The 20,712-nt window shown below is 74.3% G+C and carries 19 protein-coding genes; 5 read left to right on the top strand and 14 right to left on the bottom strand.

Annotated features, from left to right (window positions below):
- Positions 1 to 4: 4 nt before the first annotated feature.
- The 5 genes from ACIP8Z_RS30905 to ACIP8Z_RS30885 form a co-directional block, all read right to left on the bottom strand.
- On the bottom strand, positions 5 to 1,072 hold the full coding sequence (locus ACIP8Z_RS30905; RefSeq protein ID WP_402089367.1) for a PDR/VanB family oxidoreductase: 1,068 nt from the start codon (positions 1,070 to 1,072) through the stop codon (positions 5 to 7).
- Positions 1,072 to 1,956 (bottom strand): metal-dependent hydrolase, encoded by an 885-nt coding sequence (locus tag ACIP8Z_RS30900; RefSeq protein ID WP_402089365.1) that lies wholly within the window; start codon positions 1,954 to 1,956, stop codon positions 1,072 to 1,074. The genes ACIP8Z_RS30905 and ACIP8Z_RS30900 overlap by 1 nt, the downstream gene beginning before the upstream one ends.
- A gap of 114 nt (positions 1,957 to 2,070) precedes the next feature.
- Entirely contained in the window at positions 2,071 to 4,458 is a 2,388-nt protein-coding gene (locus ACIP8Z_RS30895; protein WP_402089363.1) for a hypothetical protein, read from the bottom strand.
- Positions 4,459 to 4,632: 174 nt separating this feature from the next.
- Positions 4,633 to 5,433 carry a tyrosine-protein phosphatase gene (locus tag ACIP8Z_RS30890; protein WP_402089361.1) on the bottom strand — a complete coding sequence of 267 codons (801 nt, stop codon included), beginning with the start codon at positions 5,431 to 5,433 and terminating at the stop codon, positions 4,633 to 4,635.
- 115 nt (positions 5,434 to 5,548) lie between these two features.
- Positions 5,549 to 6,550: an NAD-dependent epimerase/dehydratase family protein gene (locus ACIP8Z_RS30885; protein ID WP_402089359.1), complete on the bottom strand. Its 1,002-nt coding sequence runs from the start codon at positions 6,548 to 6,550 to the stop codon at positions 5,549 to 5,551.
- 244 nt (positions 6,551 to 6,794) lie between these two features.
- On the opposite strand from ACIP8Z_RS30885, the gene ACIP8Z_RS30880 reads away from it, so the two are divergent.
- Both ACIP8Z_RS30880 and ACIP8Z_RS30875 read left to right on the top strand, forming a co-directional pair.
- Positions 6,795 to 7,421 (top strand): hypothetical protein, encoded by a 627-nt coding sequence (locus tag ACIP8Z_RS30880; protein ID WP_402089357.1) that lies wholly within the window; start codon positions 6,795 to 6,797, stop codon positions 7,419 to 7,421.
- A gap of 51 nt (positions 7,422 to 7,472) precedes the next feature.
- Entirely contained in the window at positions 7,473 to 8,909 is a 1,437-nt protein-coding gene (locus ACIP8Z_RS30875) for a PepSY-associated TM helix domain-containing protein (RefSeq protein WP_402089355.1), read from the top strand.
- Between the two features lie 31 nt (positions 8,910 to 8,940).
- On the opposite strand, the gene ACIP8Z_RS30870 is transcribed toward ACIP8Z_RS30875, so the two are convergent.
- The 4 genes from ACIP8Z_RS30870 to ACIP8Z_RS30855 all read right to left on the bottom strand — a co-directional run bounded on the left by ACIP8Z_RS30870 (position 8,941) and on the right by ACIP8Z_RS30855 (position 13,669).
- Positions 8,941 to 9,495, bottom strand: a complete 555-nt coding sequence (locus ACIP8Z_RS30870) for a winged helix-turn-helix domain-containing protein (protein ID WP_402089353.1) — start codon at positions 9,493 to 9,495, stop codon at positions 8,941 to 8,943.
- Between the two features lie 386 nt (positions 9,496 to 9,881).
- Positions 9,882 to 10,913: a glutamine synthetase gene (glnII, locus tag ACIP8Z_RS30865; RefSeq protein WP_073917423.1), complete on the bottom strand. Its 1,032-nt coding sequence runs from the start codon at positions 10,911 to 10,913 to the stop codon at positions 9,882 to 9,884.
- 138 nt (positions 10,914 to 11,051) lie between these two features.
- Positions 11,052 to 12,263 (bottom strand): ARPP-2 domain-containing protein, encoded by a 1,212-nt coding sequence (locus ACIP8Z_RS30860; RefSeq protein ID WP_402089351.1) that lies wholly within the window; start codon positions 12,261 to 12,263, stop codon positions 11,052 to 11,054.
- Entirely contained in the window at positions 12,260 to 13,669 is a 1,410-nt protein-coding gene (locus ACIP8Z_RS30855; RefSeq protein WP_402089349.1) for a hypothetical protein, read from the bottom strand. Before ACIP8Z_RS30855 ends, ACIP8Z_RS30860 begins: the two co-directional genes overlap by 4 nt.
- Positions 13,670 to 13,927: 258 nt before the next feature.
- Between ACIP8Z_RS30855 and ACIP8Z_RS30850 the strand changes: the two genes are divergently transcribed.
- Positions 13,928 to 14,917: a Gfo/Idh/MocA family protein gene (locus ACIP8Z_RS30850; protein ID WP_402089347.1), complete on the top strand. Its 990-nt coding sequence runs from the start codon at positions 13,928 to 13,930 to the stop codon at positions 14,915 to 14,917.
- Here the strand turns inward: ACIP8Z_RS30850 and ACIP8Z_RS30845 are convergent.
- Both ACIP8Z_RS30845 and ACIP8Z_RS30840 read right to left on the bottom strand, forming a co-directional pair.
- Positions 14,836 to 16,269: a PLP-dependent aminotransferase family protein gene (locus tag ACIP8Z_RS30845; RefSeq protein ID WP_402089345.1), complete on the bottom strand. Its 1,434-nt coding sequence runs from the start codon at positions 16,267 to 16,269 to the stop codon at positions 14,836 to 14,838. The two genes, ACIP8Z_RS30850 and ACIP8Z_RS30845, sit on opposite strands and share 82 nt — an antisense overlap.
- A complete protein-coding gene (locus tag ACIP8Z_RS30840; RefSeq protein ID WP_402089415.1) occupies positions 16,266 to 16,718 on the bottom strand; it encodes a MarR family transcriptional regulator in 453 nt (150 codons plus the stop codon). The genes ACIP8Z_RS30845 and ACIP8Z_RS30840 overlap by 4 nt, the downstream gene beginning before the upstream one ends.
- A gap of 74 nt (positions 16,719 to 16,792) precedes the next feature.
- Here ACIP8Z_RS30840 and ACIP8Z_RS30835 point away from each other — a divergent pair, with 74 nt between their 5' ends.
- A complete protein-coding gene (locus ACIP8Z_RS30835; RefSeq protein WP_402089344.1) occupies positions 16,793 to 17,665 on the top strand; it encodes an alpha/beta fold hydrolase in 873 nt (290 codons plus the stop codon).
- A gap of 214 nt (positions 17,666 to 17,879) precedes the next feature.
- Here ACIP8Z_RS30835 and ACIP8Z_RS30830 read toward each other — a convergent pair whose 3' ends face one another.
- Positions 17,880 to 18,239, bottom strand: a complete 360-nt coding sequence (locus ACIP8Z_RS30830) for an arsenate reductase family protein (protein WP_055602836.1) — start codon at positions 18,237 to 18,239, stop codon at positions 17,880 to 17,882.
- Between the two features lie 148 nt (positions 18,240 to 18,387).
- Between ACIP8Z_RS30830 and ACIP8Z_RS30825 the strand changes: the two genes are divergently transcribed.
- Complete coding sequence (locus ACIP8Z_RS30825) at positions 18,388 to 18,663, top strand: hypothetical protein (protein WP_319308856.1); 276 nt, start codon at positions 18,388 to 18,390, stop codon at positions 18,661 to 18,663.
- A gap of 57 nt (positions 18,664 to 18,720) precedes the next feature.
- Here ACIP8Z_RS30825 and ACIP8Z_RS30820 read toward each other — a convergent pair whose 3' ends face one another.
- On the bottom strand, positions 18,721 to 19,914 hold the full coding sequence (locus tag ACIP8Z_RS30820) for a cytochrome P450 (RefSeq protein WP_402089341.1): 1,194 nt from the start codon (positions 19,912 to 19,914) through the stop codon (positions 18,721 to 18,723).
- Positions 19,911 to 20,624, bottom strand: a complete 714-nt coding sequence (locus ACIP8Z_RS30815) for a tRNA-dependent cyclodipeptide synthase (protein ID WP_402089339.1) — start codon at positions 20,622 to 20,624, stop codon at positions 19,911 to 19,913. Before ACIP8Z_RS30815 ends, ACIP8Z_RS30820 begins: the two co-directional genes overlap by 4 nt.
- Positions 20,625 to 20,712 lie beyond the last annotated feature (88 nt).

The raw sequence follows: 20,712 nt of genomic DNA, 5'->3' as shown, positions 1-20,712 counted from the left end.
ACTCCTAGAGGTCGAGGACCAGCCGCTTCCCCGCGCAGCGCGAGACGCAGATCAGCATCGAGTCGTCCCGCTCGGCGTCGGTGAGCAGATCGTCCCGGTGGTCGATCTCGCCCTCCAGGACCCGCTGTCGACAGGTCCCGCAGAAGCCCTGCCGGCAGGAGTACATGAGGCCCGGGACCTCCTCGCGGACCGCCGCGAGGACCGACTGGTCGGCCGCCACCCGTACCGTACGTCCGGAGCGGCGCAGCTCGACCTCGAAGGCCGTGCCGCCGGTCGTCGCGGCGGCCGAGAAGCGTTCGAGGCGCGGGGCCACGCCCTCCGGCATCGCCGCCGCCACGGCGTCCATGAGCCCGTCGGGGCCGCAGCAGTAGACGGCGGTCCCGGCCGGTACGCCGGCGAGGAAGCCCAGGTCGGGGTAGCCGGACTCGTCCTCGGCGACGACGGTCACCCGGCCGCCGGCGCGGCCGAGGGACTCGATCTCCGCCAGGTACGGCATGGTGGCGCGGCTACGGCCGCAGTACACGAGCCGCCAGTCCGCCCCGGCCGCCTCGGCGGCGCGCAGCATCGGCAGGACCGGCGTGATGCCGATGCCGCCGGCGACGAAGACGTACGCGGGGGAGTCGATGAGCGGGAAGCGGTTGCGCGGGCCCCGGATCTCGATCTCCACGCCCTCGTGGAGCTGCTCGTGGACTTCGCGCGAGCCGCCCCGGCCGCCCTGCCCGGTCTCGATCAGCCGGGTCGCGACCGTGTACGTGGCGGGGTCGGCCGGGTCGCCGCAGAGCGAGTACTGCCGGACGAGCCCGGAGGGCAGGACGAGGTCGATGTGCGCGCCGGGCTGCCAGGCGGGCAGTCCGCGTCCCTCCAGGCGCAGTTCGACGACGCCATCGGCCGGTGTGGCGCGCGAGGTGACGAGGACCTTGCGGGGGACGGTGCTGCCCCGGCCGTAGCCGGACACGGGCTCGTCGAGGGCGGGCATCGGCCACAGCGGGGCGGTCGTCATGCGGCTGCGGACGGCGCGGCGGACGAGCAGCGCGGCCCCGGCGACGAGGGCGACGGTGGTGAACCGGGGCATCAGTGGCCTCCGTTGGCGCCGGGGGAGGAGGCCAGGTAGGCCATCGCCTGCGCGGTGTCACCCTCCTGGGACGGGTGATAGGCGCGGCTCAGGTAGCGGGGTATCGAGCGCAGCATGTCCGGGGTGGAGGGCAGCACGCCCTGCCGGCCCTTGCGGACGAACTGGCCGAAGGAGGCCTTGCCGTCGAGGAGGGTGGGGTCGTTCTCCATGAAGAAGCGGACGCCCCGCTGCCAGAGGAAGACGAGCGCGGAGAACGCCAGCGCCCAGGTGCGGGCGCGGCGCCGGTAGCCGCCGTCGAGGTGCATGAACAGTTCGAAGGCGACCGAGCGGTGCTCGACCTCCTCCGCGCCGTGCCAGCGCAGCAGGTCGAGCATGGTGGGGTCGGCGCCGACCCGGTCGAGCTCGTCGGCGTTGAGCACCCAGTTGCCGAGGAAGGCGGTGTAGTGCTCGATCGCGGCGATCAGCGCGACCCGCTCCATCAGCCACCAGCGGCGCGGCCGGCCCGGCGGCAGGGTCCGGTCCCCGAGGAGCTTCTCGAAGAACCAGTCGACCTGCGCGGTGTACGGGGTCGGGTCGAGTCCCTGCTCCCTGAGGTGGGGCAGGACGTCGTCGTGGGCCTGGGAGTGGATGGCCTCCTGGCCGATGAAGCCGATGACGTCCGCGCGCAGCCGGTCGTCGGTGATGTACGGCAGCGCCTGCTGGTAGACGTGCACGAACCAGCGCTCGCCGGCCGGGAGCAGCAGGTGCAGCACGTTGATGGTGTGGGTGGTGAAGGGATCGCCGGGTACCCAGTGGAGCGGAGTCTCCTCCCAGTCGAAGGAGACCTTTCGGGCCTTGAGCTCGACGTGCTCCGACGCCACCGGTGCAGGCTGCGTATTAGACATGGCGTCAATGTACTGAGGGGTAGGCGGTGGCGACAGAGGTGTGCACGCTCTTTTTGACCGGCGGGGGAGGGGAGGCCAGGAGGAGGTCCCGACCTCCCCCACCCGGCTCGGGCATCACCTCAACGCGCGCACCCGCGTCCCGTCCGGCAGGGTGCCGTCGAGGTCGGCGCGGGCCCCGGCCGCGGCCTTCACGGCCAGCAGAGGCCCGTCGGACCGGCCCTTCACCCCGCCGGAGGTCTCCAGGGCGGTGAAGTCCGGACTCCCGGCGGCCAGTACGTACCAGCCACCGCCGGGCGCCTGCCAGAGCACCCCGGCAAGCACCCGGGGATCGCGCACACCACAGGCGGGCGACCCCTCGGAACGGGCCGCGAGCGCGGCGGGCACGGTGGGCGACGGGACCAGGAACTGGGCGAGGACCCGGCTGCCCGTGCCGCGCCAGGTCTCCGCGCGGGTGCACAGCCAGGTGCCGCGCCCGGCGCCCTCGGGCAGCGGCTGCCGGGCGAACCGCCAGGCGTTCACGGACCGGACGCCGTGCGCCCGTACCGCCGTCAGCTGGCACGCGGTCCGCGCCCACGCCTCGCGCGCCTCGGCGGTCGTGGCGTCGTCGGGCGCGGCGGGCGGCCCCCAGAGAAGCCGGGCGGGCACGAGCTCCCCGAGATCGGCGAGCATCCGGAGCCCGGAACCGTCCCGCACCTGAAGGGCGTTCCAGCGGGTGCAGCCCTTCGCGAGCGCGGGGCTGGTCATCGGCTCGGTCACCCCGCCGGCGTCGCGCCCCAGCGGCCTCGCGTCCTCGCCGGGCGCGAGGAGATCCCGTACGGCGGTCTCCTTCACCCAAGGGGCCGTCAGGTAGCGGACGTTGCCGGCCGCGCGGGACAGGACGAGCGCGGCCGAGCCGACGGTGTCGGCCCCGTCGGTCCGCGCGAAGTCGAGCGCGGCACCCGCCGTACCCCCGACCGGCTCCGCGTACCGCACGGCCCGCAGCCCGTCGTGGAGGAGCACCACCCGGGCCCCGTCGACCACCCCGGCGAAGAGCAGCTGGGGCGGCCCCATGGGCGGCCCGACCGGCGTCCCGGGCGTGGCGGAGGACCGCACGGACGCGCCGGGCCGCGCCCACACGGCGAGCGCCCGCCGCAGCAGCGCGCGGTCCCCGGTGAGCGCACCGCGGGCGGGCCAGACGGAGAAGTCCTGCCGGGTGGACCCGGGCCAGACGGCCGGGCCGACCCGCTTGAGGGCCGCGGGGTCGAGCGCGGCCTCGGCGGCGGGGTTACGGGCGTACGAGGGCGCAGCAGCACCGTTTCTGCCCCACCCGTCCCCGGGCAGCCCGAGCAGCGCCCCGCACACGAGCAACGCGGCGACGGCGACGATCCCGGCCCGCGCGTGCTGCCGCCGCCGCAACAGATCGGTGGGCCGCGCCTGCAACGCGCAGGGATCGAACTCGTCGGATTCGAGCAGGGCGACACCACTGCGACGCCGGCCCGGGGGGACGGCAGGGGGGCGCTTGCCGACTGCGGGGTCGGCGTCACGGCCGGTGGGGGCTCCGCCCGTGCCTCCGAACGCACCTGCGCCGGCCCCTGCTCCTGCTCCTGCTCCCGCGCGTCCGCCCACGCCCTGGGCCGCGCCGGGCCGGCCCTCCGTACCGTCCGCGCCGACGGGGCCCGTGGGTCCGTCGGGCCCGGTCGGCGCGCCGGTGCGCCGACCCGTGTCACCGAGGCCCGTGAGGTCCGTGCGACCCGCGCGGCCGGACGCGCCGGGCCCCGGCCGGTCGCCGCGCGTGCCTCCGGCTGCGCCCCGCCCGGGGCCGGGCTGTTCGCCCACGCGGTCGCTGCGGCCGTACGAGCCCGTACCCGTGGCGCCGAGGCGGTGCGCGGAACCGGCACCGGCCGGGCCGCCCGGTGGGGCAGGCGTCCCGTCCGCTCCCTCGCCCGGGGCCTCCGGCCCGTCCTCCAGCGCGTCCGCCTCCGCCAGCGCCGACGCCGGGTCCTCCACCCCCGCCGCCGCCAGCACCCGCAGGACCTCCGCGTCGCCCTGACGCTCCAGGCCCCGCAGGACGTACGCCGCGCGGCCCGGGCCGGAGAGCCGGGACAGCCGCTGGTCCAGGGCCAGTTCGTCCGCGCCCCCCACCCGGGGGAACAGCCGCAGCCCCCACACGTGCGGCAGCAGCGGCGGGAACTGCGCCCGGCGCGGCAGCGCGAGGCGTCGCAACGGCAGCCCCGCGACGAGCGCCTGCCGCAGCACCTCGCCCCGTACGTACGCGTAACCGGGATCGACCGCGTCCTCGGCGAGCCGCGGCTCCGGCACGGCCGGACCCGCGACCCGGCGGCGCGGCAGCGAACGCTGGACGAGCGCGTGCGCGGTCAGCACCCGGCGGTTGCGGCCGAGCGACGGCGGAAGCACGAGGTAGGCGATGCGGACGAGACGCGGATAGCGCTCGACGAGCGCGGCCTCGGCCTGCTCGACGTCGACGGGGCCCACGGGCGAGGGAACGAGATCCTTGGTGCTCACGTTCAGCAGAACGAGCGATTCTTCCGATGGTCACCCCGGCGGCCCGGACGGCGACACCACGGCCTACGCCACGGCCGACACCCCGGGCCGACACCACGTCCGACTCCGCAGCCGACGCCACAGCAGACGCCACGTCCGACCCCGCAGCCGACTTCCCGTCGACTCCCCGCCGGCTCAGTCCGTGCGTACCGTCAGCCGCTCACGGATCCGCTCCGTCACCTCGTCCGGGACGCCGAGCCCCTCCCGTACGTACCGCTCCATCGAGCCGTGCCGGACCGCCACCTCGTCGAGCGCCGCGTCCAGGTACTGCGGCAGGACCCCGATCAGATCGAGCGCGAGATCGGGATCGCCGCCCTGCGCCGTGAACCCCTCGATCATCGGCGCGAACGCCTGCCGTACGGCCGTGTTGACCGAAAGGTACTCCTCCCGCACGGTCTCCTCGTCCGCGCCGAGCAGCGACAGGACGACCGTCGCCGCCCACCCCGTCCGGTCCTTCCCCGCCGAACAGTGGAAGAGCAGCGGACCGGCGTCCGGAGCGCCCAGCTCGGTGAGGAGGGTGCCGTAGGCCACGCGGGCGGACTCGCCGGAGACGAAGGTCCGGTACGTCCGGGCGAAGGCCGCCCGGACCCGGCCCTCGCCGAGGTGCTCCTCGGCGAGCGCGGGGTCGGTGAGCAGCGCCTTGAGACGGGCGGCGGGCGGCAGCCCGCTGACGGCCAGATGGTCGGCGAGCACGTCCGCGACGAGGCCCCGGGCGTCGGAGGGAAGCCGGTCGGGCCGCTCGGCGCGCTCGGTCTCCGTACGGAGGTCGACGACCGTACGGATGCCCAGCGCGGCCACGACCGGCTCGGCCGGGTCGAGCCGGTCGAGCTGGGCGGACCGCAGGGCGAGCCCCGGACGGACGGAACGCCCGGCGGCGAGCGGCAGACCGCCCAGGTCACGGAGGTTGGCGACGGAGGTGGCGGGGATGGCGGGCATGACGTCGACTCCTCCGGTACGTACGCGTTCGTGTCGACCGTAGTGGATCAACCCGATACGAGCAGTTCCGGACGTTTCGGACGCCTGTGCCCCGGCCCCTCCCCGCCGCCGCGCCTCACCCCTCCGCGAGCGCCGCCAGCACCTCCGCCTCGCGCTCGGGGGAGAGGCCGACCTGCGGCCGGTCCGGGCGCTGGGGGGCCGTGCCGCCGACCGATTCCAGCCACGCCCACGTGTCCGCGACCGTCTCCGCCGCCGACCGGCAGCGCAGCCCCGCCGCGAGCGCGCGGGAGACGTCGGCGGCGTGCATCGCGTCGTACATCTCGCCCGGCGGCAGCCACACGGGCAGCTCCGACCACGGCGCCACCCCGGCCTCGACCAGCGCCTCCGGCGCGGTCCAGCGGAGTTCGGCACCGGAGCCGGTGACCCGTACACACGCGTCGAGCAGATCGCCCATGGTCACGTGCCCGGGCGGCGAGACGAGGTTGTACGGCCCCGAGAGCCCCGCGGCCACCGCGTCGAGCGTCCACTCGGCGAGGTCCCGCACGTCGACGTACTGGACCGACAGCGAGGCGGGCCCGGGGGCGAGGACCGGGCCGCCGCGGGCGATCCGGCCCAGCCACCAGGGGAGCCGGCCCACGTTCTCGTACGGGCCGAGGATCAGGCCCGCGCGGACGAGCAGCGTCCGGTCCGCGCCGAACGCGGCGGTGGCGGCGAGCTCGCCGCCCCGCTTGGCCTCGGCGTACGGCACGTCCCCGTCGTCGGCCGAACCCTCCACCAGCGGGCCGTCCTCGTCGAGCCCGGCCGCCGCCGGCCACGCGTACACCGAACGGCTCGACACGTACGCGTACCGGCCGACCCGGTCGGCGAGCAGCCGCGCCACGTCCCGCACCGCGGACGGCGCGGCCGACCAGGTGTCCACCACGGCGTCCCAGGAGCCGGTGGCGAGCGCGGCGAGACCCTCGGGGCCCGTCGTGCGGTCACCGATGAGCGAGGTGACCCCCTCCGGCGCCGCGTGCCGGCCGCGATGGAAGACGGTCACCTCCCAGCCCCGGGCGAGCGCCGCCTCGACGACCGCGCGGCCGACGAACTCCGTACCTCCGAGCATCAACAGTTTCATGATCAGAGCGTGCCGGGCGGTACGCCGGCGGACCAGGACTTTTCGCTGCCGGAGGATTCCGCCGAGGGAGGAAGGTCATCGGTCCGGGAGGAACGTCATCGGTTCGGGAGGGGGGTCTCGTGCGCCTTCTGGCGGGGTGGCACCATGACGGGCGATGACGAATGCCCGGTCGCCCCTGCGCGCAGTGCGAGCCGCCCTTTTCGCGGTGGTGTGCGTGACCTTGGCAGCCATGGGGCATTCGTCCATGTCTGCGCACCAGCTTCCGGCGCTCGCGCTGCTCGGCGCCTTCGCCGTGACGGCCGCCGCCGCGTGGGCCGCCGCGGGCCGGCGCCGGGGCGCCCCGACGATCGCGGCCGCGCTGTTCCTCCTCCAGGGCGCACTGCACCTGCTCTTCTCGCTGGCCGGTTCCCTGGCGGGGGACACGGGCCACCCGGCGGCGACGCCCCCGCACGGCATGACCGGCACGCCCACGACGCACGGCACGCACGCGATGCACGGGATGACGGGCGCCGACGGCGCGCCCGGCATGACCGGCCCGCACGACATGAGCGGCGCCACCGCGATGTTCCTGGACATGAGCACCGGCATGCTCGCCGCCCACCTCCTCGCCGCGCTCCTCTGCGGCCTCTGGCTCGCGCACGGCGAGGCCGCGTTCTTCACGCTCGCCCGAGCCGCCCTCGCGTACGCCTTCACCCCCCTGCGGCTGCTCCTCGCGCGCGTGCGGGTCCCCGACGTCCGACGTCGCCCCGTCCGGCGCGCACGGCGGAGCGCCCACCGCCCCCACACCGTCGTCCTCGCCCACACCCTCTCCCGGCGCGGTCCGCCCCGGCTGTCCGCACCCCGCGCCACGACCCTCGGAGCACACGTCTGACCCGGGGGTCCCTTCCCCCTGTCTGCATCGACTCCAAGGACAGTCCCAGCGATGACCATCGACGATCCCGTACGCCCGGAAACGCCCGAGGCGCCACCGTCGGACCCCACCCCCGCCGCCCCCACCACCCCGCAGAAGGCGGGAACCTGGAGCGCCCTGCGCCCCCTCGTCCTCCGCCTCCACTTCTACGCGGGCGTGCTCGTCGCCCCGTTCCTCCTCGTGGCCGCCGCGAGCGGTCTGCTCTACGCGCTCTCCTTCCAGGCCGAGAAGGTCGTGTACGCGCACGAGCTGCAGGTCCCCGTCGGCGACACGACCCTGACGCTCTCCCAGCAGGTGAACATCGCCCGCGAGGCCAACCCGAACGGCACCGTCACCGCCGTCTGGCCCGGCGCCGAACCCGGCGCGACCACCCGCGTCCTGATGGCCGACCCGGACGTCCCCGAGGACACCTCACTGGCCGTCTTCGTCGACCCGTACACCGGGGCCGTGCGTGGGCAGCTGCCCAGCTACGGCAGCTCCGGCGCCCTCCCGCTGCGCACCTGGATCGACGGTCTGCACCGCGACCTGCACCTCGGGGAGACCGGCCGCAACTACAGCGAGCTGGCGGCGAGCTGGCTCTGGGTCATCGCCCTCGGCGGTCTCCTGCTGTGGCTCGGCCGGCGCCGCAGGAACCGCCGCGCCCTGTTCGTACCGGAGGGCGGCCCCGCCTCGCGCCGCCGCACGCTGTCCTGGCACGGCTCGGTCGGTCTGTGGACGGTGACCGGACTCGTCCTGCTGTCGGCGACGGGCCTGACCTGGTCGAAGTACGCGGGCGAGAACATCGGCGTCGTCCAGGACGGCCTCGGCGGCGCCACGCCCACGCTCACGGCGACCGTCGGCGGCGCGGCCGGCGGCTCCTCGGAACACGAGGGCCACGGCGGCGGCCACACCGGCGGCACCGCCGCCCAGGGCCCGGACATCGGCCTCGACAAGGCCCTGGAAGCGGCCCGCGCGGCCGGCATCGACAGCCCGAGGATCTCGGTGATCCTGCCGAGCGAGGGCAAGGGGTACGTGGTCAAGGAGACGGACGCCCAGTTCCCGCTCCAGCTGGACTCGGTGGCGGTGGACCCGGCGGACGGCGAGGTCATCGACCGGCTCGCCTTCGCCGACTACCCGCTCCTCGCGAAGCTCACCCGGATAGGCATCGACGCGCACATGGGCGTGTTCCTGGGCCTGTTCAACCAGCTGGCCCTCGCGGTCCTGGCGCTCGCCCTGATCCTGCTGATCCTGTGGGGCTACCGCATGTGGTGGCTGCGCCGCCCGGGCCGCCCGGCGGCCCGCGGTGCCTGGCGGAAGGTCCCGGTGACGATGCTGCTGCCGCTGCTCGCGGTGACGGGCGCCGTGGGGTGGTTCGTCCCGCTGCTCGGCGTCAGCCTGCTGCTGTTCCTGACCGCGGACCTCGCCCTGGGACTGGTGTCCAGGGCGAGGAGCAGGGCGCGGACGAACTGACCGGACCGGCCGGCCCGGCCGAACCGCCCGGTCAGGGCGTGTACTTGTAGCCGACCCGCCGCACGGTCTGGATCGTGTGGCGGTGCTCGGCGCCCAGCTTCCGGCGCAGCCGGGCCACGTGCACATCGACGGTGCGTCCGTCGCCGACGTGGCCGTACCCCCACACGGTGGTGACCAACTGGTCGCGGGTGTGGACCCGGTGGGGGTGCGCCACCAGATGGGCGAGCAACTCGAACTCGAGATATGTCAGGTCGAGCGCCTGGCCGTCCACGACGGCGATCCGCTGGACGCCGTCGATGGCCACGGGCCCCTGGTCCTCCACCGCGGCGGCGACGGGCGCGGGCGCGGGAGCGGCGACGGGCAGCCGCGGCTGCTGATCCGCCGGTACGAGCACGAGGTACCCGACCATCGGCGGCCGGCCCGGCAGCGTCGGCAGGGTGTGCGGGGGAGCCGGCAGCAGGGTGGCACCGGGCGGCAGGAAGTCGGCGACCTGCGCGAAGTCGACGACCTCGTTGGGATCGACGGCACGCAGTCGATGACGGCCGGGACGAACGGCGGTGGGGGTGCTGTGAGCGGTCTGGGCCATGGTGAAGTCAGCTCTTTCGCGCGGAGGAACGGACGGACAGGAGTCGTACGTCATACGTCGTGCGCGTCGGCCGAAGGCCGTGGATCGGACCGTACCGATCGGGGCTTTAGAGGGCCGACGCGTTCCTCGCGCGGCAACACACCCGGTCGAAGTCGTGGTGCTGCCGGGAAGGCCAGAACGGCTCGAGGTCGTGACGACCCGTCGCGGTGTCGTTCTGTGTGATGGCCATATCCCTATTGAACCAGAAGGGAATGCCCCCGACGACCCCTTCGCCGGCCAAACCCCGTGTCGTCCTTCCCACATGCCGGGAGAGCCGCCCCCGGCCGGCAACGGAAAGAGGCGCCCACCGTGGCCGGTGGACGCCTCTCGTCAGGGAGCTTCGCGGATCAGACCTGGCCGGCCTTCGCGAGGGCCTCGCAGCAGGTGTCCACCAGCAGGCGGGTCACCGTGTAGGGGTCCACGTTCGCGTTCGGGCGGCGGTCCTCGATGTAGCCCTTCTGGTCCTGCTCGACCTGCCACGGGATGCGGACCGAGGCGCCGCGGTCCGAGACGCCGTAGGAGTACTGGTCCCACGGGGCGGTCTCGTGCAGGCCCGTCAGACGGTCGTCGATGCCGGCGCCGTAGTTCTTGACGTGGTCGAGCGGCTTCGAGCCCTCGCCGAGGGACTCGGCGGCGGTGATGATCGCGTCGTAGCCCTCGCGCATCGCCTTCGTCGAGAAGTTGGTGTGCGCGCCCGCGCCGTTCCAGTCGCCCTTCACCGGCTTCGGGTCCAGCGTCGCGGAGACGTTGAAGTCCTCGGCCGTGCGGTACAGCAGCCAGCGGGCGATCCACAGCTGGTCGGAGACCTCCAGCGGCGCCAGCGGGCCGACCTGGAACTCCCACTGGCCGGGCATGACCTCGGCGTTGATGCCGGAGATGCCGAGACCGGCCTTGAGGCAGTTCTCCAGGTGCGCCTCGACGATCGGGCGGCCGAAGATCTCGTCCGCGCCGACACCGCAGTAGTAACCACCCTGAGCGGCCGGGAAGCCGTTGACCGGGAAGCCGAGCGGGCGGGTGCCCTCGAAGAACGTGTACTCCTGCTCGATACCGAAGATCGGCTCCTGAGCGGCGTACTTCGCGGCGACCTCGGCCAGCGCGGCACGCGTGTTGGACTCGTGCGGCGTCATGTCCGTGTTGAGGACCTCGCACAGCACCAGGACGTCGTCGCCGCCGCGGATCGGGTCCGGGCAGACGAAGACCGGCTTGAGGACACGGTCCGAGGCGTGGCCCTTGGCCTGGTTCGTGCTGGAACCGTCGAAGCCCCAGATCGGCAGCTCGCCGAGCGTGGCGCCCCCGCCCACGATGATCTTCGTCTTCGAACGAAGCTTCGCGGTCGGCTCGGTGCCGTCGATCCAGATGTACTCAGCCTTGAAGGTCACTGGCCTCATCCTTTGGGCGTGCTGCTGCGGGTGTCGCGGCGGCTCGCGGCGCTGCGAGAAGCTGCGGTGTCTGTGTCCGGTCGCAGCTTCGCAACACGGGATTTCCCGTCGGTTGCCCGAATGTGAACCCCGTGTTACTCAGCTTTCCCGATCTTCGCGGAGCCGCTGTGCGACGACGTGGGCGTTCAGGAGCGTGTCGAGACCCGCGCTCCCGATACGCCGTACGACCTCCGTGTACGAGGTCCCCAGGGCCTCCGCCGTCCGCCCCAGGTGCCAGTCGCAGTCGGCCAGTCGCCGCAGCAGATAGCCCTTCCGGATCTGGTTCTCGGAGAGCCGGAACGTCTTCAGATAGGCCGTCCGTCCCTTGCGGTCGGTGATCAGCTCCCCGATGTGCTGCTCCCGCCCGCCCCGCTCGAACGGCGGCAGGAACCGGTGCAGATCGAAAGGGCCGGCCCGGTGGACCCGCTCGAAGGCGTACGAGGTCTCCAGGAGGTCCCGCGCCATGATCCCGTCGTGCGCCGCGGCCCAGGCCCGCTCCTGCTCCCGGGCCGCCGCCCGCAGGTCCGCGAGGGTACGGATGCCACCGGCCCCGTCCCGGATCCGCGCCGTGAACTCGGGCACCGGGCCGCCGTAGTACGCGTACTGGTGGACCAGCTCCCCGTACAGGTCCTCGACGAGCGTGGGGTGCAGCAGGCGGTAGTCGTCCGGGTGCGGCACCACGAAGGCCGCGGCCAGCGCGTCGGCCACGTACAGGAGCAGCCCGCACTGGCCCGGATGGACCTCGAAGATCCGCAGCGCCTCCGTGAGCCCGGGCACGCTCCACCCCGCGTACGCCGCCTCGGCACGCGGCGAGAGGCCGTGCCGGACCGCCTCGCGGGACCACTCGTCCCAGACGATCGAGGGACCGCCGAAGTGCAGCGCGAGATAGCCCTCCAGGGCGAGGTGCAGCGGCAGGAAACGGAGCCGCGACCCGGCGCGGCCCTCCTTGTCGCGCCGCCGCTTGGCCATCCGGTGGATCCGCCGCACGGGCATGCGGTCCGTAGCCCCGTCGTGGCCACCGCCTCCGCGCTCGCCGCCTCCTCCGCCGCCGAGCCGGGTCCCGTACGCGGCGGACTCCCGGCCCGCCCCCGGGGCCGGCTCGGCCCCCGTCCAGTCGGCGACGAACCCGTGCGGCACGTACGAGGTGTAGGTGGTGCGGTCGGTCAGGTCCACCGCGCCGAGACCGCCGTACACCTCCCGGTGCAGCCGCAGCCCGGGAACCGGCTCGGACCGCACCAGCGGCACCAGCCGTACCCCGCCCCACACCTGCGCGGGCCGGACGTCGAGCCCGGTCAGATCGATCCGGGTCATGCCCGTCCCCCTTCCTCCGCCGCCTTCAGGAACAGCTCCACCCGCCGGTCCAGATAGGCCCGCAGCTCCGCGAACCCCGTCCGCCCCTCGGCGAACTGCGCGATCTCCACCAGCGCCGCCAGATCCTCCGCGTCCCGGATGCCGGCGGCGGGCACGCTCGGCGCGATCCGGCGTACGTCGAAACCCTGCGCGTCGTATACGGGGTTCAGGTGCACCACGCTCGTCCGGCGCTCCGGATCCAGCCGCGACCGCCACACCCGCAGCACCTCGCCCGCGAGCCCCGGCGGAGCGTTGTCCCAGCCGTCCGAGACGATCACGAGCCGCTCCGGGCCGGTCTCCAGACCGTCCAGGATCCGCAGGCCCAGCGGGGTCGGCCCGTACGGCCGGACGAGCAGCGGGTCGTCGCCGCCCGAGGTCCACAGCGGGGTGTACGCCCCCGGCGCCGCGAGGGCCTCCAGGAGGAAGTGGCAGCCGAGGGCGACCGCCAGCGGACGGCGCCGCTTCACCGCCGAACCCGAGGAGGAGAAGCTGTCGTCGAGCACGGCCGTGACCCGCCCCCAGCTCCCCGCGTACGGCCCCGCCGCGCGCCGGCCCGCGGCCCGCAGCGCTCCCGTCAGCTCGGCCCGCCGCTCCACGCGCTCGGCGAACGGCAGCGAGAGGACGTACAGGGCGAGCCGGGTCAGCGGCATCACGGACAGGTCGGCGGCCCGCTCGGTCCTGAGCTGTTCGAGCCGGGTCATCCGGGGCGCGATCCGCTCCAGGAACACCGCGCGCGGCACGCCGTGCTTGGCGGCGAAACCCTCGGCGACGGTGAACGGCAGCTCGTACAGCGCGCCCTGCTCGTGACGGGCGCGGCGGAACGCGTCGAGCGTCGGGTTCTCGTACCGGACCCGGCGTCCCGGCGCGAAGAGGAAGTCCCCGGTCTCGGGGTCGGGCAGCCGCCCGTGGACGTGCCGGAGGGTGGCCTTCAGACCGCTCCGGTACTTCACCGCGTCCAGGGCGGGATCGGGGCGGGCCGCGAGCCACGCGCGCACGATCGCGCGCGTGCGCCGGTTGTTGACCCCGGCGGCGCGCAGCGTCCGGAACAGCCGGTAGACCCGCTGCGGCGGCAGCAGTGCGAGCCGGGCCGCGATCAGCCGGCCCTCGGCCCGCTTCTCCTCGGGCCCGCCCGCCTCGTCGGCGGTGCGCAGGAGCTGCTCGACGACGAGGGCGGCGTTGTGGTGGTTGATGTCGAGCGCGAGGGCGGCCGCGTACACGGGCCGGTAGTTGACCCGTACGTACTCGTGGACGAAGTGGAGCGAGAACCGCTGCTCGGCGGCGGAGGAACGGAACTCGCGCTGGCCGGTGGCGGTCACGGCGGCGTTGACGAAGAGGAGCACGTCCTCGGCGGCGACGAGCTCGGACAAGGCTCACTCCTTCTCGTGCCGCGTGGGTGCCGGCCGGGGAATGAGGGCACGAACAGCGAAGACGTTGCTTCAGAGGCAGGTTCCGGAAGTCGCACCGAAGTCCCGCGGCCGGCCCGGAAACGCTAACACCGGGCGGGGGGAGGGACGCGAGCGGATTTCGGGGAGGGGCCGAGAGGGGCGAGCGGGGCGGGGAGGCCGGGGAGGCCGGGGGCGGACCCGCGGCGGCCCGATGTCGGAGGCACCCGGCAGACTGGGAGCATGGCGAAGCAGCTGGGCGCGAAGCCCCGAATCGGACTCCTCGGCACCGGCCCCTGGGCCGGTCGCACACACGCGCCCGCGTTGGCCGGGCATCCGGGGATCGAGTTCAGCGGGGTGTGGGGCAGACGCCCCGAGGCCGCGGCCGCGCTCGCCGCCGCGTCGGGCACGCGCGCGTACGACGACGTGGACGCGCTCTTCGAGGCCAGCGACGCCGTCGCGCTCGCGCTCCCGCCGGACGTCCAGGCCCCGCTGGCGGTCCGGGCCGCGGCGGCCGGCTGCCATGTCCTCCTCGACAAGCCGGTCGCGACGACGGTCGCCGGGGCTCGGGAGGTCGCCGAGGCGGTGGAGGCCGCGGGAGTGGCCTCGGTGGTCTTCTGCACGCTCCGCTTCGCGGAGCCGACGGCCCGCTGGATCGAGGAACAGACGGCGGCCGGCGGCTGGTTCCTGGGCGAGGCGCACTGGCTGGGCTCGCTCTACGGGACCGGTTCGGCCAGCGAGTACGCGGCCTCCCCGTGGCGCCGCGAGAAGGGCGGCCTGTGGGACGTGGGCCCGCACGTCCTGTCGGTCTACCTCCCGGTCCTCGGAGACGTCACGGAGATCACCGCGGCGCGGGGCCCGGCGGACACCCACCACCTGGTGCTCCGGCACACCTCGGGCGCGAGCAGCACCGCCACCCTCACCCTCAGCGCACCGCCGGAGGCGGCCGAGGCGGCCCTCAGCCTGTACGGCACCCGGGGCCGGGCCGAACTGCCCCGCTGGGACGGGGCTCTGGGGGCGTTCGGCGCGGCGGTGGACGCCCTGATCGGCGCGGCCCGCACGGGAGAGCCCGACGCCTGCGACGCCCGCTTCGGCCTCCGCCTGACGGAGATCCTGACGGCGGCGGAGGCGATGGCGGCGGAGGGTGCCGTTCAGGACCCGAGCGCCTCGGACAGCCCTTCGCACAGTGCCTCCAGCGCACGCGGGTACAACCGCTCCGGCGGCGTGGCGTAACCGACGACCAGGCCGTCCGGGCGGTCCGGGCGGTGCGGATCGTCGGGGTGGGCCGGGTCCTTGGCGTCGGGATGGCGATAGGGGGCCAGGCCCTCCACCACGACCCCGCGCCGGGCCGTCGCGGCGAGGGCCGCCCGTTCCGTGCCGGGGGGCAGTTCCAGGACGGCGTGCAGCCCCGCGGCGATGCCCGTCACCCGTACCGCCGGGAGCCGTTCGGCGAGCAGTGCCGTCAGCCGGTCGCGCCGCCCGCGGTGCCGCTGGCGCATCCGTCGGACGTGCTGGTCGTAACCGCCGGAGGCGAGGAAGTCCGCCAGGGTGAGCTGGTCCGTCGCGGAGGCGTACGGCTCGCGTTGGCCCTTCGCCGCGACCACCGGGTCCACCAGCGCGGACGGCAGGCACATCCAGCCGATCCGCAGGGTGGGGGAGAGGCTCTTGCTGACGGAGCCGATGAGGACGGTCCGTTCCGGGTCCAGGCCCTGGACGGCTCCCACGGGCCTCCGGTCGTAACGGAACTCCCCGTCGTAGTCGTCCTCGATCACCAGTCCGTCACAGGCCCGCGCCCACTCCAGGACCCAGGCCCGGCGCTCGGGGTGCAGCGGCCCGCCGGTGGGGAACTGGTGGGCGGGAGTCAGCAGTATCGCGCGTGCGTGGTCCGGGATCTCGGCGACCCGCGCCCCGTCCTCGTCGACGGCCACCGGCAGCGTGGTGACCCCGGCCTCGGCGAGGAGCCCGCGGTGGAACGGCAGCCCGTACGCCTCGACCGCCCAGGGTCCCGCGGGGCCGAGCACGCGCGCGAGGAGCCGGAGCGCGTGCGCGGCGCCGGAGCAGACCACGATCCGGTCCGGGGTGGTGCGGACGCCCCGCACCCGCGCGAGGTACTCGGCCAGCGCCAGGCGCAGTTCGGTCCGGCCGTGCGGGTCACCGATCCCGAAGGCCTCGTGCGGCGCGGCCGTCAGGGCCCGCCGGCCCGCCGCCAGCCAGGCGGCGCGGGGGAAGGCGGCGGGGTCGGGCTTGCCCTGGACGAGGTCGTACGGGAGCGGGGGCGGCGCTGTCGTCCGTACGGGCCGGGGGGCGGGGGCGGCGACCCGGTCGGCGACACGGGTCCCGGAGCCCTGGCGGGAGGTGAGCCAGCCTTCGGCGACGAGCTCGGCGTACGCGTCGGCGACGGTGTTCCGGGCGATGCCGAGGTCGGCGGCGAGCGAGCGGTAGGGAGGCAGCCGGGTCCCCGGGGCCAGCCGCCCGCCGCGTACGGCCTCGCGCAGGGCGGCGATGAGCACGGCCCGACGCCCGCCGGCGGCGCTCAGCTCCAGGTGCAGATCGACCCCGAGCCCGTCGTTGCCCGATGCGGTCACGATTCCTCCCCGTCGCTCGCGTCGCTCACGTCGCTCATGAGGTCCCGTACGCCGGTCAGGAACCGCCGTACGGCCTCCCTCTCGCCCTCCTCGAACCCGCCGAGCAGGGCCACGGCCCCTTCGACGAGGGGACCGAAGTGGGCACGCCCCAGCTCCTTCGCCCGGTCCTCCACGGTGAGGAGGACCCGCCGCCGGTCGCGGGAGTCGCGGACGCGGGCCACGTGGCCGAGGCGTTCGAGCCGGTCGACGACGGCGGTCGTGCCGGCCGAGTTGAGGCCCAGCCGCTCGCCGAGCCACCCGGCGGTGGCGTCGGTGCCGGCGCGCTCGGCGTCGAGCAGGCAGATCAGGGCGCGGACGTCGGTGGGGTGCATGCCGTTGCGGGCGGCGAACTCGCCCTGCCGGAGGCCGTATTCGACGGTGACCTCGCGGAGCAGATGAAAGATGAGCATCTCGGGTGACTCGGCCACCGCGTCCTCCTATTATCTCGCTGAGCGAGATTATCGCCGAACGAGAGGACCAGGAGATGCCCGAATCCCGAACCTCCGACTCCGCCTCCGCCTCCGCGTACGACTCCGCCTTCGAGTTCGCGTACGACGAACTCCTCGCGACCTGGCCGCACCCCACGACGACCTCGGAACTCCCCACCCCCTACGGCACCACGCACCTCCTGCACCACGGCGCCGAGGAAGCCCCGCCGGTGCTCCTCCTGCCGGGCGGCGGGTCGACCGCCGGCTCCTGGCGCACCACGGCCGCGGCGCTCGGCGCGACGCACCGGGTGCACGCCGTCGACCTCGTCGGCGGCCCGGGCCGCAGCCGGACGGCCGGCCGCCCGCTCCGTACGGCCGCCGATCTGACGGCCTGGCTGGACGCCCTGCTCGACGGCCTCGGACTGACCTCGGCGGCCTTCTGCGGCCACTCGTACGGAGGGTGGATCGCGCTCCGGTACGCGCTGGCGGCCCCCGACCGGACCGACCGCCTCGTCCTGCTCGACCCGACCGGCTGCTTCGCCGGCTTCCGCCCCGCCTACCTGCTGCGGGCGCTGCCGACGCTGCTGCGCCCGACGGCCGCGCGGACGGCGGCGTTCCTGGCGTGGGAGACGGCCGGCGCGGAACACGACCCCCGGGTGCGCCGCGTGGACACCCTGGCGGCGGAACTCCCGCGCCTCCGCCCGGTCACGGGCCCCCGCCCGACCGCCACCGAACTCGCGGCACTGCGCCCGCCGGCCCTGGTCCTCCTGGCGGAGGGCAGCCGGACGCACGACGCACACGAGGCGGCGATGAGGGCGACGGCTCTGGGCCTGCGGACGGAACTCGTCCCGGCGGCGACCCACCACACCCTCCCGGCCACGCTGCCGCCGAGGACCCTGACCGCCCTCACGGACTTCCTGGCGCCTTAGGAGGAGTCCCGCACTCGCCCTAGGAGGTGTCTTGCCGATCATGCCGGGCTCGCGACGCCTGGCACCGCCCCTCGCCGCGTCGTCGTCGGTCGTCAACGCTCCGCGTGGACTCCCTCCTCCGCCTTGAGAGGCGTCCCCTCGGCCCCAACGGGCCTGGGGGGACCCCATGCACCAGACGCCGCTCCCTGATCCGGCCTGATCGACACGACACCCCCTAGCGGGAGAGCGCGTCCCGCACGGCCTCCTCGGACCGGCCGACGACGGCCGTGCCGTCCTCGGCGGTGATGATCGGCCGCTGGATGAGCTTGGGATGCGCGGAGAGGGCCTCGATCCACCGCTCCCGGCTCCCGGCGTCGCGGGCCCACTCCTTCACCCCGAGCTCCTTGGCGACGGCCTCCTGCGTCCGCGTGATGTCCCACGGTTCGAGCCCGAGCCGGTCGAGCACCTGCCGGATCTCGTCCGGGGAGGGGACGTCCTCCAGGTAGCGGCGCACGGTGTAATCGGCGCCCTCGGCGTCGAGAAGGGTGAGGGCGCTGCGGCACTTGGAACAGGCGGGATTGATCCAGATCTCCATGCCCCCACGGTACCCCCCAGAGCCCTCTCCACCACCCCCCAAACCCCCTCTGGCCAGGGGCGATTGTCAGTGGGGGCCACTAAAATGGGGGGTGAAGGTGAGGGTCCCGGGGAGGGCTCGCACCCCGCCGTTCGCCAGGAGGTAGCCCATGGCTCTCGCCGTGATCCGGACACCGTCCCTCGAACCCTGGAAGCCGCTCCGGAAGAAGCCGCTCCCCGCGGGCCGCCCCCGCGAGTGGTACGTGACGCACAACCGCCGACTGAAGGCCATGCGCCTCGCGATCGCCCTCCTCGACGCCGGCGTCTACGTCCCGTCGAAGGCCACGAACGCGACGATACGCACCACGGCCGACCACATCGGCATCCACCCGCCCTCGGACACCACCTGCCGCATGGTGCGCGCCATGATCCGCTACGGCCGCTGACGGCGGAGCGGCGCTGCCCGGCCCCGGCCGGGCAGCGCCGTCGTCGGACCCCGCCCGCTACCAGGCCACCGGCAGCCGCTCGGGGAGCCGCTTCATGAAGTTGGTGCGCCACACCAGCTGTTCGACCGGCACCGCGAGCCGCAGCCCCGGCAGCCGGTCGAGGAGCGTCTCCAGGGCGATCTCGGCGTGCCGCTTGCCGAGGGCGGTGGCCGGGCAGTAGTGCCGGCCGCCGCCGAAGGAGAGGTGGTCGGCGGCGTTCTCCCGCCCGGGCCGGAAGACCAGCGGATCGGGGAAGTGGTCCGCGTCGTGGTTGGCCGCCTCCACCAGGACGAGCACCAGCTCTCCCGCCCGTACGAGCACGTCACCGAGGTGGACGTCCTCAAGGGCGAGGCGCGGCAGCCCGTCCCCGATCGACAGGTTCACCCGCAGCAGCTCGTCCATCGCCCCGGCGACCCCGTGCGCGCCGGTGCTCAGGGCCTCCCGCACGTCCGGCCGGGTCAGCACCGACACGAGCGCCATCGTCAGGAACCCGGCGGTGGAGATCACCCCGGCCCCGAACAGCGTCACGCCCACCGTCGCCAGCATCTCGTCCGTCAGATGCGCGTAGTCGGGGTCCTCGCGCAGCGCCGCGAGCTCCGCCATCAGCCCACCCGTCGCCGGATCGTCGAGGCGCTCGGTCATGTACGCGATGTCCCGGTCCCAGTGGAGCCGGGCCGCCTCGATCTCGTGCGGGGCGTTCATGAAGGCCACGTCCAGACTGCGCAGCAGCCGCGGCCCGTCCTCCTCCGGGATGCCCAGCATCCGGCAGTGCAGACCCGCCGAGTACGGATCGGCGTAGGCGCCCCGCAGCTCACCGGGTGCCCCCTCGTCGACCAGCGCGTCCACCAGGGCACCGGCCCGCGCCCGCAGCCACTCCTCCAGACCGGGCGCCTTCGGGTTGATCGCCTTCATGACGGCCTTGCGCAGCCCGGCCCCGGTGATGTTGCCCATGTTGTTCACCACGTGCGGCGGGATCGTCAGCGCGTACTGGCGCGGGGCGCCCGGTGCCGAGGTGTCCTTGAGGCTGAACCGCGGGTCCTCCAGGACCTGCCGGCACAGCTCGTACGAGGAGACCAGCCAGGCCTCCGCCCCGGCGATCGTCCGCACACGCCGTACGGGTTCGGCGCGGAGCGCCTCGACCTCCGCGGGCAGCCGGGTCCCGTCCCAGTCGAAGGGGAACGCGGGCAGTTCGTCCGTCATGACCACGGTCATCGCGAATCTCCTTCGACAGGCGTGAGGATGCCGTGCCCCTGGTTGCGGGAGGCACGCAGCCCGGTGCCCCGGGCGTAGAGCAGATCGGCCAGGGGCAGGGCCTGGTGGTAGCAGTTGAGCGAGGACGGCACCCCGAGGATCGCGGGGGTGTCCAGGAAGAGCGGCACCTCGGCGCTGATGTACGCCCGGCACACCTCCTTCTGGAGCCCGTTCGCCTCCTGCCCCGGCGCCAGCTTCCCGGCCAGGAAGATCCCGGTGAGCGCGTCGCAGGTCTCCCGCACGACCGGATCCCCGTCGACGGCCGCCACGACCTGGCGGTGCAGCTCCTGGTACGCGGGCAGGGCCTGGAACTCCGACATGCCCCGGGCCCGTACCCGTACCCCCGCGGGATCGGCCTCGGCCACGGCGGCCCCGACCTTCGCCCGCACCCCCCGCAGGTTCTTGACGGCCTTCCGCCGTGCCTCGTCGGCCCCGTACCCGAGCGCCTCGTACATGTCGGAGACATGCAGATCGGTGTAGACGAGATCGACCTGGTCGAAGTGGTCCAAGCCCCAGCGCGTCAGCTCGCGCAGCCGCTGGGCGGTGAAATAACTGTTTCCCGGAGAGACGCCGATGACCACGTGCGCGCCCTCGTCGGCGATGACGCGGCAGTGATCGGTGTACGGCTGGAGTCGGAGCGTCTCTGCAGGGGCGATAGCCGCCTGAGTCACGTCGGCAGTCCTCATCGCGCCAGCTAGTCCCAGCGGAGCCCTGTGCTCCGGGTGTGGCGGCGGCGACGACCACACGCTATCGATCAGT

The organism is Streptomyces sp. NPDC088553, assembly GCF_044752965.1.
In the GTDB taxonomy this organism is placed as follows: Bacteria; Actinomycetota; Actinomycetes; order Streptomycetales; family Streptomycetaceae; genus Streptomyces.
The sequence above is the reverse complement of the archived record's forward strand: the minus strand, read 5'-3'. Positions and strand labels throughout refer to the sequence as shown.